This is a genomic window from Silvibacterium bohemicum, from assembly GCF_001006305.1.
In the GTDB taxonomy this organism is placed as follows: Bacteria; Acidobacteriota; Terriglobia; order Terriglobales; family Acidobacteriaceae; genus Silvibacterium; species Silvibacterium bohemicum.
Map to the genome: position 1 here is coordinate 750,282 of NZ_LBHJ01000012.1, position 13,386 is coordinate 763,667.

Sequence of the window (13,386 nt, forward strand, 5' to 3'; positions counted from 1 at the left end):
AGGAGAAATGGGTTCCTATGGCAGAACTTGTGATTCGCAAAACGGTGAAGGTCGAAGCTCCGCTGGCCACTCTGTGGAAGGTGCTCACAGACAACGAGTTTATCCCGCAGTATATGTTCGGTTGCGTGGCCGAGACTGACTGGAAGCCAGGCTCGCCCCTCTTGTGGAAGGGCGCAGCCGACCAGAAGCTCTATGTGAAGGGGCATGTGGTAGCCATTGATGCTCCGCGGCGTCTGGAGTACACGGTGATCGATCCCAACTCCGACATTGCAGACATCCCAGAGAACTACCTGAAGATGACCTACGATCTAAAGGAAGAGGACGGAGGAACGGTTCTGGAGATTTCGCAGGGAGATTTTTCAATCGTTGCGAATGGGCAGAAGAGATACGAAGATGTGATGGCGGGCGACGATCATCTGATGGTGGCGATCAAGAAGGTGGCAGAGGCCCAGGACTAGAGCAAGATCCACTCCCGCGTCATGTATTCGTTCCATCCTCATGACGATGCCGTGAAGGGTGCGGCGCTCAACGATTTGACTAACTTCTTGCAGTCTGTTGTGATGCTGACATTCGCATGTATTCCGTAATGACCAGCTTCGGCCTCCGCACCTCGATGCTCGTTCGCATCGATACGCGAATTATCGCCGGCCGAATGATCGGGATCATTCCCTTCTAGTCAGCGGACGGCGAGCGAGTTCAGCGAAAGCGCAAAGATTCCAATCAGCCACCATCCGCACCATGCGGATGGTGGCTTTTCATTTCGGGAGAAAGATCGATGGCGGTTACTCTGCACCATGTTCAAGAGGCGAAACGACGCATTCAAGACTTCATTTACCTCTCGCCGGCGCCGCATTCTCACGCGCTCTCGGGCATGACTGGCCAACAGGTTTTTCTCAAGATGGACAACCTGCAGCGTACGGGCGCGTTCAAGGAGCGCGGCGCGCTGAACAAGGTCCTCACCCTTTCCGATGACGAAAAGCGGCGGGGTGTGATCGCGGCGAGCGCCGGCAATCATGCCCAGGCTGTTGCTTATCATGCGACGCAGCGGGGCATCCGCGCGCGTATCGTGATGCCCCTCATGACTCCGCTGGTAAAGGTCTCCTCGACAGCGAATTTCGGCGCGGAAGTAGTCTTACACGGAGCGAATTATGATGAGGCCTACGCAGAGGCGGTGCGTCTCGGCGAAGCGGAGGGCATGACCTTTCTGCATCCCTTCGACGACGACGCGGTGATCGCCGGCCAGGGCACGATCGGCCTCGAATTGCTCGATCAGGTGGCGGGGCTGGAGGCCGTTGTGGTTCCCATCGGCGGCGGCGGATTGATCGGCGGAGTGGCTTGCGCGATCAAGGAGTCGAACCCCAAGGTGCGGGTGATTGGCGTTCAGACCGAGCGTCTGCCCTCGATGCTGCGTGCCGTCGAGGCCGGCGCGCCGGTGACGATTCCCGCCGAGGCAACCATTGCCGACGGCATCGCAGTGCGGCGCGCAGGCGAGCGGACGCTCCCGCTCGTGCAGCGCTACGTGGACGAGATTGTTACGGTCGAAGAGGAGGAAATCGCCAAGGCCATCCTGGTGCTGCTGGAGCGGGAAAAGACCCTTGCCGAGGGCGCGGGCGCGGTGGCGTTGGCCAGTCTGCTGCAGCACAAGACCTCGCTCGAAGGGCAGCGGACCGCGGTTCTGGTCTGTGGCGGCAATATCGATGTCAGCCTGCTGGCCAAGATGATCGAGCGGGGCTTGGTCAAGGATGGCCGGCGGACTCGGCTGCGCATTCATCTCACCGATCGGCCGGGATCTCTGCATCAACTCACGCGGATCATCGCCGACGCGCGGGCAAATATCGTGCAGACCTCGTATGACCGGGCGCACTATGGCGTAAACCTTGGCGACACCGTGATCGATGTAACGCTCGAGACGCGGGGAGGCGAGCACATCGCAGAAATCGCGCAGATGCTCTCCCAGGGCGGCTATCGCCACGAACGCATCGACTGATTTGCCGTCAGGGCGGAGCGCGCTTCGCGCGAAACCGTTGCATTCTTCGCGTTGCTCAGAATAATCACCGGGTGACCACATCTCGACTCTGAGATGTGGGACTCCACTGCTGTCAGGCGCGATGTTTGGGAGCGGGGCCAGTGGACTTGCGTTCGATGAGCGTGGGCTGGATGGTGAATTCAGCGCCCATGGCAGTGGCGTCGTCCTTGGCGTCGTAGAGAGCGCGGAACGCAACTTTGGCGATCTCAGGCCGCGAGAGCCGGACCGTGGTCAATGCGGGTTGAGTGAACGCGCCAAGCTCGATGTCGTCGAATCCGATGATGGAGATGTCGCGGGGCACCTTGAGCCCATGCTCGCCGAGCGCGCCGATGGCGCCGATAGCCATCATGTCATTCGAGGTGAGCACGGCGGTCGGGCGCGGATTTTTCCCCAGCAGCCGAAGCATGGCTTCATGGCCGCCGTCCATGCGGTGATTGCCCTCCTCGATCAGCTGATTGTCGAGAAGCAATCCCTTACGCTTGAGGCTCTGGATGAAGGCGCGGCGACGGGTGCGGGCGGAGGTTAGCTGCATGGGTCCGCAGATGAAGCCGATCGAGGTGTGGCCCAGCGCGGACAGGTGTTCTACAGCAGCGTCGATGCCCGAGGCGTAATCGATAGCGATGTTGCTGATGCCCTTTTGCGGCTTGCCGGTATCGAGAAAGACCATGCGAATGCTGCGGCTGTTGAGCTCGTCGATCAACCGCTCGTCCATCTCCGAGGTCATAATGGCGACGCCGTCGACCTTGCGCTGCAGCATGCGGCTCACGCAGACTTCCATGCGATGCGGGTCGTAGTTGGTGTTGGCGATCAGCACCTCCTGGCCGAATTGCACTGCGATGTCCTCGAAGCTTTTCACCAGTTCGGGAAAGAAGGGGTTGGTGATGTCCGAGATGATGAGGCCGTAGAGACTGCTGCGTCCCGAGCCTAGGGCTCGGGCGTTGGTGTTGGGATAAAACTTCAGCGTCTCGATGGCGCGGCGCACACGCTCCGCTGTTTTGGCCGTGACTTTATCCGATCCGTTGATGGTGCGCGAAACGGTGGCGGTTGAGACCTTGGCGAGTCGTGCGACCTCTTTGATATTCATAGTTGGTGGCGCCGGAGCCTTTCGCGCGCGGGGAACACGGAAAGAGCTGTAGCTCATTTAGCCAAAACGCTGGCAAGGTTATACCGAATTAACAGACGAATTGGAACCGATTTCAGTCTCGCCAATCTTAAATGCGCTCGTCTCGTCAACTTGCGAAGAGCTTTGTCGGGTCTGGATGTCTCCACGTATGATTCCCGGATGATTGAGCGATCGACGAAGCGGAAAGTCAGAATTAATGGTGTGGGCGAAACACAAGCCTTCCAGCCCTGCAATAGCTTTGCCACGACTTTGCGATTTCTTACCGTCTTTCTGCTGGCATCGACATTGCTGGCCTCTGCGCAAACGAAAACCGGGCGCTGGTCGGAAGAGCAGGCGAGCTCCTGGTATGCCCGGCAGCCGTGGCTGGTGGGCAGTGACTACATTCCGTCAAATGCCATCAACGAGCTGGAGATGTGGCAGGCCGACACCTTCGACGCGCAGGAGATTGACAAGGAGCTAGGCTGGGCGCAAGGCATTGGCATGAACACCATGCGCGTCTTCCTTCATGACCTTCTCTGGAAGCAGGACCCGCAAGGATTCAAACAGCGCATCGATACTTTTCTGGCCATTGCGGCGAAGCATCACATCCGGCCGGTGTTTGTGCTCTTCGATTCCTGCTGGGATCCCAATCCGAAGCTGGGGCCGCAGCATCCGCCCATCCCCGGCGTCCACAATTCCGGCTGGGTGCAGAGTCCTGGCACGAAAGCATTGCAGGATTCGGCGGAGTATCCGCGGTTGAAAACGTACGTGCAGGGAGTGGTAGGCGCTTTCGCCAAGGATGATCGAATTCTGGCCTGGGATCTATGGAACGAGCCCGATAACAACGGCGGCGGCAACTACGACAGCGAAGAGCCGAAGGGAAAGGCCGAGCTCGTGCTCGCCCTGCTCCCGCAGGTTTACACGTGGGCGAGAGAGGAGCATCCCACGCAGCCGCTGACCAGCGGGCTGTGGCAGGGGGACTGGTCCTCGCTCGGCGCCATGAGTCCGATGGCGCGAGTGGAGATCGAGTATTCGGATGTGATTTCGTTCCACAACTACGGCTGGCCCGAGGATTTCGAGCGCCACGTCGAGATGCTGGAACAGTTTCATCGCCCGCTGATCTGCACGGAATATATGGCTCGCGGCGCAGGAAGCACCTTCGATACGGTTCTCCCCATCGCGCAGAAGCATCATGTAGCAGCCATCAACTGGGGTTTCGTAGCGGGCAAGACGCAGACCTACCTGCCCTGGGATTCGTGGACTCGTCCCTATACGCTGCAGGCACCAGCGATCTGGTTTCACGAGGTGTTTCATCCTGATGGATCGCCCTATCGAAGCCACGAGACGGACCTGATTCGGCGGCTGACCACGGAGACGAACGGGAGCGGCGCAGGTCTACATTCTTAGCGGTCTGCTATGCTCTCGGCGTATCGATAAAGAAGATCAAAAAGCATCAGGAGTTGCAGGTTGCTCTCAGCCTTTTTTCGATTTGCTGTTTTTTTTTCAGGGGTGTGTGTGCTGGCTTCGGTTTCTGCGTGGGGGCAAACTGCTCCTCCTGATGCGCAGGCCGGAGGAGGAAACTCGACGGGCGGCGTACATGCCGCGGTCCACGATGCGGAAAATCGCCCCATCACCGCCGGCGGATTCGTCGACTCCGGTCCGGTAGTCTTCGAGGACATCACGAAGAAGTCGGGGCTGGCCTCATGGCATCACACCATGGGCACGCCGGAGAAGCGTTTTATCATAGAGGCCAACGGCTCGGGCGTAGGCCTGATCGATTACGACAACGACGGCTGGCTCGACATCTATCTGGTGAACGGTTCCACCTACGACGCGCTCGATGGCAAAGCCGAGTCGCCGCATGCGGCGCTCTTCCACAACAATCATGACGGGACATTTACCGACGTTGCGGCAAAGGCGGGTGTGACCAACGACCGCTGGGGCTTCGGCGTGGCCATCGGCGATTACGACAACGACGGCTGGCCGGATATCTTCGTCGCGAACTACGGCAAGAACCGCCTGTACCACAACAATCACAATGGAACATTCACCGATGTAGGCGAGAAGGCGGGCATCACGCTGGGCAACTGGTCGACGGGCGCGACCTTCGGCGACTACGACGGCGATGGAAGACTGGACCTGTTCGTCGCCGGCTATGTTCACTTCGACCGCGGCGACTTGCCGGCGCCGGGGACCAAGGCGGTTTCCTATAACTACTGCAATTTTCGCGGGGTTGGCGTGATGTGCGGACCGCGCGGCCTGGTTGGCGAACCGGATCATCTCTTCCATAACAACGGCGATGGAACCTTCACCGACGTCAGCGTCAAAGCAGGCGTGAACGATCCGAATAAGTATTACGGATTCACCAGCGTCTTTGTCGATTTGAACAACGACGGCAAGGTGGATCTCGTCGTGGCCGATGACTCGACGCCGAATTATCTCTACATCAACAAGGGCAATGGCACCTTCGACGATGACAGCTATGCGTCCGGGTTCGCGCTGAATCAGGATGGGCGCGAAGTGGCTTCGATGGGCCTGGCGGTCGGAGACTACGAGAATAACGGCCTCAACGACCTGCTGGTGACCACCTTCTCCGATGATTACAAGGTGCTGTATCACGATGATGGCGACGCCAACTACACGGACGTGAGCTACCACACGGGGATCGCGCAGGACACGATTCCTTTCCTGGGCTGGGGCACGGAGTTCATCGACTACGACAACGACGGCTGGAAGGATCTGATGATGATCAACGGCCACGTCTATCCCACCGTCGACAAATACGACTGGGGGACCACGTTCGCCGAGCGGCCGCTGCTCTTTCGCAATCTGGAAGGGAAGAAATTTCAGCTGGTGCCGCCCGTGAAGAATACGGGGCTCGCGGTGGTGACTCCGGGCCGCGGCGCGGCCTTCGGCGATCTCTTCAACGATGGCAAGATCGATGTGGTGATCAACTCGCTCGACACAACGCCGGTGCTGCTGCGCAACGTGAATGCGGACAACCATCATTGGGTCGAGTTGAAGCTGGTGGGCGGGGCGAAGAATCCTCGCGACGCGGTAGGCGCGACCGTCTATCTGGCCGCAAACGGGATGAAGCAGCGCGAAGACGTGATGAGCGGAGGCAGCTATATCTCCTCGAACGATCAGCGCGTGCACTTTGGCCTGGGCGATGCCACAGTGGTGAGTGATGTTGAGATCCACTGGCCGGGCGGAGCGATCGAGAAGATCAAGCTGCCGAATGTGGATCGCATCTTCACCGTGCAGGAGGGCAAAGGCGTTACCGGTGAGCTGTGTACGGCATGCAAGGCGGGATCGGCTGCAGGGGCGAAGGTTAAATAGGAACGTGGGCGCCTCATGGAACGCGCCGGAGAACGGGTAGACTGTACTTTTCTCCAGGAGCGTTTTTCTTCATGCACAGATCGGCCGCCTTCTCGCGTTTTCGATGTTCGCCATGTTGTAAAACTGCAATTCTTGCTGCTGTGGTGGCGTTTCTCGCGCCGGCTTCGATGCTGGCTTTCGGTAAGCACGGCAATGCCTCGCAACTCGACAGCTATGCCGGCCAGTATCGCGAGCTGAAGGAGCCGGACAGCGTGTTCTCGGTCTTCCGCGAAGGCGATCACCTGACCATCGAGAGCGCGCGTATAGCGCGTACAGCACTTGCTTCAGCGAATACTGCCTCGTCCGACGTTTTTGTGGCAGAGGGCGGCAAGCTGAAATATACGTTCGTGAAAGATTCTGCCGGCAAAGTCGCTTCCCTGAAATGGATATCCAGCAGAAGAGGCAACGATGAGGAGATCGTAGCCGCACGCATCGACGGTCCGCCTGTGCACAACCGCTTCCGGCCTTACAGCCGCCAGGAGGTCATGATTCCCATGCGGGATGGGATCAAGCTGCGCGCCATTATCCTGCGTCCGACGGACACGCATGAGACGCTCCCTTTTCTGATGGAGAGAACGCCCTACGGCGTGGGTGATTGCGACTCCAATTTCATAAATGGCGAGTACACGGAGATGGCGCAGAGCGGATACATCTTCGTAATGGAGGACATTCGCGGACGGTATGAGTCGCAGGGACAGTTTGTGATGATGCGGCCGATTGCGGCGCATCACGATCCCGCCTCCGCCGATCCGAATGGAATCGACGAAAGCACCGACACCTACGACACAGTCGCGTGGCTGCTCAAGAATGTACCGCAGAACAATGGCCGGGTCGGCGTGACCGGTATCTCATATGACGGGTTTCTGGCAGCTGAGGCAGGCATCGATCCCAATCCCGCGGTGAAGGCCATCTCCCCGCAGGCTCCCATGACGGATGTGTGGATCGGCGATGACTTCTTTCATAACGGAGCGTTTCGCCAGACATATGGATACGACTACGTCCTGGGCATGGAGTCGGGCAAAGAAAACGCCTTCGGCAAATTGGATGAGGATGCCTATACCTACTTCCTGAACGCGGGTTCTTACTACGCGGCAGGCGCCAAGTCTGGTGTCGACGACCTGCCGTCGGCGCAATCGTTTCTCCATCATCCGAGCTACGACGAATTCTGGCAGGCGCGAGCGGTGCAGGCGCACCTGAACGAGGTGCATGTGGCCACCCTGGAGGTCGGCGGCTGGTGGGACCAGGAAGATATGTGGGGTCCGCAGGCCGAGTATGCCGCATTGAAGCCGCATGACGCGAAGCATGAGGTCTTCCTCGCGCTCGGCCCATGGAACCACGGGCAGTGGGTGGCAACGACGCGGCATCTTGGAGAAGTCGATTTCGGTGCAGCCACTGGCGACCAGTTTCGCCGCCAGATCGAGGCGCCGTTCTTCGCGCATTATCTGAAAGATCAGCCGGGCTTCGATTTGCAGGACACAGCATCCTTCCAGACAGGAACGGATCGCTGGATGCGCTATAGTTCATGGCCTCCGAAGGAAGGGATTGCTCAGCGAGATCTCTATCTCGAGCGGGATGGTTCTCTCAGCTTCGAAAAGCCGGCTTCGGCTCAGGAGTTTGCCCAGTACATTTCAGATCCCGCAGCTCCGGTGAACTACCGCAAACGGCCGATCGAGGCCACGTATGCTCCCACAGGGTCGCACTGGTACACCTGGCTGGCAGAGGATCAGCGCCCCTACGATGGCCGCAAGGATGTGGCTGGCTGGAGGACTGCGGTTCTCGATCACGATGTGACGATTACCGGCGATGTGCTCGCCGATATCTTTGCCTCTACCTCCGGCACCGACAGCGATTGGGTGGTGAAGCTCATCGATCAATATCCGCAAGTCACGAATTGCCCGGAGCCGTGCACCGGCGTGAAGGCGGACAAGGATGGCTATGAACTGATGGTTGCCGAGGAGATCTTCCGTGGACGCTACCGCGAGAGCTATGCGCGCCCGGAGGCGATTCTTGCAGGGCAGTCCGAGGAATACAAGTTCAGCCTGCATGGGGCCGACCACGTCTTCCTGAAGGGGCACCGCATCCTGGTGCAGGTGCAGAGCTCATGGTTTCCGCTCTACGACCGGAACCCGCAGACCTTCGTGCCCAACATCATGACGGCCAAGCCCGAGGACTACAAGGCAGCCGAGCAGCATATCTACGCGAACTCGCACTTGGTGCTGCCGGTGGCCGAGCGGTAGATTGTTGCGCGGGTGCGCAGGCACGAGAAAAGGCCGGACTCGAGTCCGGCCTTTTCTCGTGCAGTTGAAGCCTGAAAGCTAGGCGGCCGTCTTAGTCGACAGAGCCTTGACGCGGGCGTTGAGGCGGCTCTTGTAGCGGGAGGCGGTGTTCTTGTGCAGAATGCCCTTCTGGACGCTCTTGTCGAGCGCGGAGGCGGTAGCGCGGTACTGCTCGCCGGCGGCCTTCACATCGCCCTTCTGGATGGCCTCACGGAGGGCGCGCAGGCTGCCGCGGACGCGGCTTCGGTTGGCGCGGTTCACCGCGGTCTTGGTTTCGGTCTGACGGACGCGCTTGAGCGCGGAGACGTGGTTTGCCATGGTAGTTCCTGAACTCTTTTCCTGAAAATGGGATGCAGGCAATGTGGCATCCCCTGCAATCCTTAAGTTTATGGGATCGACTGGCTTTGGTCAATGGTGGAAGCGGCCAAGGTCAAGCCCTCACGAGCCTTTTTTCTACGCTCCGGGGCGCTCCCAGGGTTGGAGGATCTTGACCGAGGCCATGCCGGCGGCGGTGGCAGCCTGTATCCCCATCTCCGTGTCCTCGAAGACCAGGCAGGCTTCCGGTGGAACGCCCAGCTTGGCGGCGGCCATCAAAAAAGCTTCCGGATCGGGTTTGCCGTTTTTGTAGTCTCCGGCGCAGACCAGCACGTCGAACTTGTCCAGAAGATTCAGTGTCTCCAGAGATGCGGTCACGCTCTTCCGGGTGCTGCCCGAGACGACCGCGAAAGGGATCCGCCCATGCTGCTCCTCGATCTGCTCCAGCACCTCAGGCACCGCCTTGAGCTGGTGCAGAATCTCGTAGTAGAGCGCTTCCTTCCGTTCCGCCACAGCATCAACCGGCATAGCGAGGCCCTGCTGCTCGTTGAGCAGAGAGATGATCTTCACCACGGGGTAGCCGCCCCAGGCGTAAAAGGTGCGTTCCGGAAATTCGCAGTTCCATTCGCTGAGCGTCTGGTTCCACGCCACGTAGTGCAAAGGCATGGAATCGGCAATCGTGCCGTCGCAATCGAAGAGATAGGCCTGAAAGGGACCGGCCGGGATATCCAGTTTCATCTTTCTATCTTCGCATCCCGCCGCGGCCATAATTTTTTGTTGAACGAAGCCATGCGCAAACGAGTGTTTCTAGCTGCCGTCTGGCAGAGATTGTGCAGGAATGACGCGGGATTTGTAGTAGAGGGGGCAAGATTTCCTGTACTCTATATAGGCCCTTATCGGGACGGTTTGGAGGTGTAGTTTCTTGGCAGAGGTTCGTGTGCAAGAAGGCGAGCCGCTTGAAAATGCATTACGTCGCTTCAAGCGCAAGGTTCAGCAGGAGGACATCATCAAGGAAGTAAAACGTCACTCCTTCTATTTGAAACCGGGCGAGAAGAAGCGCGTGAAGGAAGCACTCGCACGCAAGCGGAATCGCAAGAAAGCTCGTAAAGAGCAGGACTAGTTTTTTGTAATCACGCCGGTCTGTCCCAATTCACCCACGTTTTCCGGACAGACCGGCCTGCTAAGCATCCAGAATCGGAAGTTTCGAGTTTGGCGACATAATGCTTAGCCGCTTCGAGCGCAAATCCCATTCGAAGCTTCGCCGCATCCGCGGCATCGGGCCATTTTCACAACGTTTCTCGAGTACTGCAGTGTGGCGGTTGCACAATCGCAGCAATTGTCGGCTGGGACCGGCCCATCTTCCACGCAGCGCTATCTGAGGAAAGGTTAAGAAGCCGTGAGCAATACCGATCCGTGATGGATCGGAGCCATTCACCACGCTAGATGCGGTGGGGCAAGGACGCGGGATGGACTTCGTAGATAGAACTCTAAAGTGCGTGGATTGTGCGGGCGATTTCGTTTTTACGGCCGGTGAACAGCTTTTTTTTCACGATAAACAGTTCAAAAACGACCCAAAACGATGTAAAAACTGCAAAGCCAAGCGTGTATCGGGACCCGGAGGGGTGCGCTCCGAAACGCGAACGGTCTGTTCCGAATGTGGAACGGAGACCACGGTTCCGTTTAAGCCAACCCAGGGACGCCCGGTTCTATGCCGGCAGTGCTTCCAGCAGAAGCGAACCCCTCAGGCCAGCTGAAATCGCCGCGAAGACCGCCTGCCATGCTTTCCCCGTAAAAATTCGTGTGTTCTGGCATGGTCGCAGCCCCTCTCCCAGCGCCTTCGCCGCAGGCCCGGCTACCGCGCGGTAGCTAACTTCTTCGCTGAAGACTTTTTCTTCGCCGCGACAGGTGCTTTGGCCGCCAACGAGGCGGCGGGGAGGAAGCTGTTTTCTTCCTTCCGCTTCTTGTCCTCATGGGTTACCAGCATGGCTTCGAGCTGACGCAGAAGATCGTCGGTGTTCATGGGCTTGACCAGCATCTTGTCGGGATTGGGCGTATCCGGACCCCGATCGGCCATGGGGAAGGCGGTGAGCATGGCCACTGCCGGCTGGTAGGGAGCCTTTCTGGCCGCCTGAACCACCTCATTGCCGGAGTAGTCGCTTTCCATTCGCATATCGGTAATGATCATGTGGTATTGCCCCGAGCGGATCTTCAGCTTTGCCTCTCGTGCAGAAGCAGCAGTCTCGACGTCGAAGCCGCTGATTTCAAGAACCGCTTTCAGCGTGAGCAGGATGGCTAATTCGTCGTCTACCAGGAGAATACGGCGTTTCATAATGATTTTCGTCCTTCAGCATAGAAAATGGGCAGGATAGATTCAGTTCTGCGGGTGGAGTCGAGTAGCCTGGATTTCATGCCAGGAAGAGCTCTCTGTTCGGCAACCAAGCAACGAGGCAGAATACCACGCCGGACCCGTCGAATGCGGTTACTGGGGAACGGAGACGGGGTGAAGCAGGTGGGCCTTACTTTGGATTGGATCACGCGCTGCTTTTCTATTTCTGCTGGCATCTAACCTCAGGAAGCACGATATACTGAGTAGCTACGTGGCAGTGTGCCACGCAAATTTTGGAGGACACCCATCGATAAGCGTTCGGCCAAGCAGTTTATCCGCATTAACGAAAGGATCCGCGCGCGCGAAGTGCGCGTGATCGACGACGCCGGAAACCAACTCGGCATTCTCCCCCCATTTGAAGCGCTGAAGATTGCCCGCGAACGCGGATTGGACCTGGTTGAGGTTTCTCCCAACGCCGTTCCGCCGGTTTGCCGCATTCAGGATTACGGCAAGTTCCTCTACGAGAAGGACAAGAGCGAGCGGGCCGCGCGCAAGAAACAAAAGGTCATCGTAGTCAAGGAAGTGAAGTTCTCGGTCACCGTCGACGAGCACGATTATCAGACCAAGAAGAACCAGGCCGTCCGCTTTCTCACCGAGGGCGATAAGGTCAAGGCTTCGCTGCGCTTCAAGGGGCGGCAGATGGCTCACCGCGAACTTGGCTATGCCATCATCAATCGACTGATCCAGGACATCGGCGATGCCGGCTCCGTAGAGTTCATGCCGCGCATGGAAGGCACCACGCTCCACGCCATCCTCGCGCCTGGCAAGAAAGAAGCGCCGAAGAAGCCTGTCGCTCCGAAGCCTCCCGCGCCCATTCCCGCCGGACAGAGCCAGACCGTCCAGTAACCTGCAAAGCCTTCGCCGGCAAAATTCTCGAAGAAACGCCCCATCCTTTGCTCGGATGGGGCTTCTTGTCTCAGAGCTTTGCGGCTTGGGCGCTCAATTTGTGCTGGTGTGATCGAGGATGATCCGCCAGCCCTCCGGTTCGCGCTCCAAGATCAGAGAGTAGATGCCGCTGGCGTCGCCGCCTCCCGCCGCGTTGCGGGTGAGGTGGAACTTGCCGACGACGACCGCGTGGTCGGGTCCAAGCATGCGGGTATCCAGTTCGCTGAAGTCGAGATGGCCCATGGCGTCGGGAGTCGAATATCCGGTGAGATAGCGCTTCAGGATCGGCTGATAGCCGTGTGCGATGCTCTTGCCGATGAATGTCGTGTCCGGCGAATCTTTATACCCGCGCATGAAAGTCTGGATGTCACCCTTGTTCCACGCCTCCTGCTGGCCGCGCAGCACCTGCTCGATGGCGGCTTTTTCATTGATTTGCGCCAGCGCGAGCGGCCGGGCGAGTGTGGATAGGGCGAGGCAGAGAAAGACACTCAGCAAGCCGGAGATTCGGTTTTGGCGCACAGTTCCTCCAGAGAATTCACCACAGGGTACACAGGGAGCACGGAGAAAAGCCACGGAGATCGTCTTTGCCTCGTCGAATGCCGGCCTGCTGTCTTTCCGCCGGCCGGCGATTTCATCCGGCAAATCCGGTTCGCCGGGCCTGCCCGGGGCGCCGCGTATTATTCCGCTCTGGTCGAGGTGCGGAAACTCTCTTGAAACGTCCAACCGGAAGACAGCGTCAGGAGTCGGCTAAAGGGAAGCGAAGTCTCGCGCCTTCCGATAGACTAAGAGCGGATTTGAGTTTCGACAGAGGTAGCCATGCCTGTAGAGGCTGGGTTCCAATGCGCTGGCTGTGGAGAGTGGAATGAAACTGTTGTGGATGAGTCAGGCGGCAGCAGGCAGTCCTACGTCGAGGACTGTCAGGTCTGTTGCAAGCCCAATGTACTTGCGATCAATTGGGACGGCACGGGATACCTCATCCTCGCAGAATTGGAAAGTTGACCGCTTCCGCCAGCGGCGT

General features: G+C 58.6%; 14 protein-coding genes. 9 read left to right on the forward strand and 5 right to left on the reverse strand.

The window, feature by feature from the left end; translation table 11 throughout:
- The first annotated feature begins 17 nt into the window (after nt 1–17).
- Together XX99_RS19375 and ilvA are read left to right on the forward strand one after the other, a co-directional pair.
- On the forward strand, nt 18–458 hold the full coding sequence (locus XX99_RS19375; RefSeq protein WP_050061005.1) for an SRPBCC family protein: 441 nt from the start codon (nt 18–20) through the stop codon (nt 456–458).
- 317 nt (nt 459–775) lie between these two features.
- Entirely contained in the window at nt 776–1,987 is a 1,212-nt protein-coding gene (gene ilvA, locus XX99_RS19380) for a threonine ammonia-lyase (protein ID WP_050061006.1), read from the forward strand.
- Between the two features lie 112 nt (nt 1,988–2,099).
- Here ilvA and XX99_RS19385 read toward each other — a convergent pair whose 3' ends face one another.
- Complete coding sequence (locus XX99_RS19385; protein WP_050061007.1) at nt 2,100–3,110, reverse strand: LacI family DNA-binding transcriptional regulator; 1,011 nt, start codon at nt 3,108–3,110, stop codon at nt 2,100–2,102.
- Between the two features lie 240 nt (nt 3,111–3,350).
- Between XX99_RS19385 and XX99_RS19390 the strand changes: the two genes are divergently transcribed.
- From XX99_RS19390 to XX99_RS19400, 3 genes are all read left to right on the forward strand, one after another.
- Nucleotides 3,351–4,535: a glycoside hydrolase 5 family protein gene (locus XX99_RS19390; RefSeq protein ID WP_231581504.1), complete on the forward strand. Its 1,185-nt coding sequence runs from the start codon at nt 3,351–3,353 to the stop codon at nt 4,533–4,535.
- Between the two features lie 108 nt (nt 4,536–4,643).
- A complete protein-coding gene (locus XX99_RS19395) occupies nt 4,644–6,467 on the forward strand; it encodes a CRTAC1 family protein (RefSeq protein WP_050061176.1) in 1,824 nt (607 codons plus the stop codon).
- Between the two features lie 71 nt (nt 6,468–6,538).
- Nucleotides 6,539–8,743: a CocE/NonD family hydrolase gene (locus XX99_RS19400; protein ID WP_231581506.1), complete on the forward strand. Its 2,205-nt coding sequence runs from the start codon at nt 6,539–6,541 to the stop codon at nt 8,741–8,743.
- A gap of 78 nt (nt 8,744–8,821) precedes the next feature.
- On the opposite strand, the gene rpsT is transcribed toward XX99_RS19400, so the two are convergent.
- Together rpsT and XX99_RS19410 are read right to left on the reverse strand one after the other, a co-directional pair.
- On the reverse strand, nt 8,822–9,100 hold the full coding sequence (gene rpsT / locus XX99_RS19405; protein ID WP_050061009.1) for a 30S ribosomal protein S20: 279 nt from the start codon (nt 9,098–9,100) through the stop codon (nt 8,822–8,824).
- 135 nt (nt 9,101–9,235) lie between these two features.
- Nucleotides 9,236–9,835 carry an HAD family hydrolase gene (locus XX99_RS19410; protein ID WP_050061010.1) on the reverse strand — a complete coding sequence of 200 codons (600 nt, stop codon included), beginning with the start codon at nt 9,833–9,835 and terminating at the stop codon, nt 9,236–9,238.
- 184 nt (nt 9,836–10,019) lie between these two features.
- On the opposite strand from XX99_RS19410, the gene rpsU reads away from it, so the two are divergent.
- Complete coding sequence (rpsU, locus tag XX99_RS19415) at nt 10,020–10,217, forward strand: 30S ribosomal protein S21 (protein ID WP_050061011.1); 198 nt, start codon at nt 10,020–10,022, stop codon at nt 10,215–10,217.
- 346 nt (nt 10,218–10,563) lie between these two features.
- Nucleotides 10,564–10,851, forward strand: coding sequence for a zinc-ribbon domain containing protein (locus tag XX99_RS26835; RefSeq protein WP_082125721.1), 288 nt, complete (start codon nt 10,564–10,566; stop codon nt 10,849–10,851).
- A 98-nt stretch (nt 10,852–10,949) separates the two neighbouring features.
- On the opposite strand, the gene XX99_RS19420 is transcribed toward XX99_RS26835, so the two are convergent.
- Nucleotides 10,950–11,426, reverse strand: coding sequence for a response regulator (locus XX99_RS19420; protein WP_050061012.1), 477 nt, complete (start codon nt 11,424–11,426; stop codon nt 10,950–10,952).
- Between the two features lie 276 nt (nt 11,427–11,702).
- On the opposite strand from XX99_RS19420, the gene infC reads away from it, so the two are divergent.
- Nucleotides 11,703–12,329 (forward strand): translation initiation factor IF-3, encoded by a 627-nt coding sequence (gene infC, locus XX99_RS19425; protein WP_082125722.1) that lies wholly within the window; start codon nt 11,703–11,705, stop codon nt 12,327–12,329.
- Nucleotides 12,330–12,422: 93 nt separating this feature from the next.
- Here the strand turns inward: infC and XX99_RS19430 are convergent, their stop codons facing one another.
- Nucleotides 12,423–12,887, reverse strand: coding sequence for a YybH family protein (locus XX99_RS19430; RefSeq protein WP_050061178.1), 465 nt, complete (start codon nt 12,885–12,887; stop codon nt 12,423–12,425).
- A 297-nt stretch (nt 12,888–13,184) separates the two neighbouring features.
- On the opposite strand from XX99_RS19430, the gene XX99_RS26840 reads away from it, so the two are divergent.
- Nucleotides 13,185–13,367, forward strand: coding sequence for a CPXCG motif-containing cysteine-rich protein (locus XX99_RS26840; protein WP_082125723.1), 183 nt, complete (start codon nt 13,185–13,187; stop codon nt 13,365–13,367).
- Nucleotides 13,368–13,386: the final 19 nt, after the last annotated feature.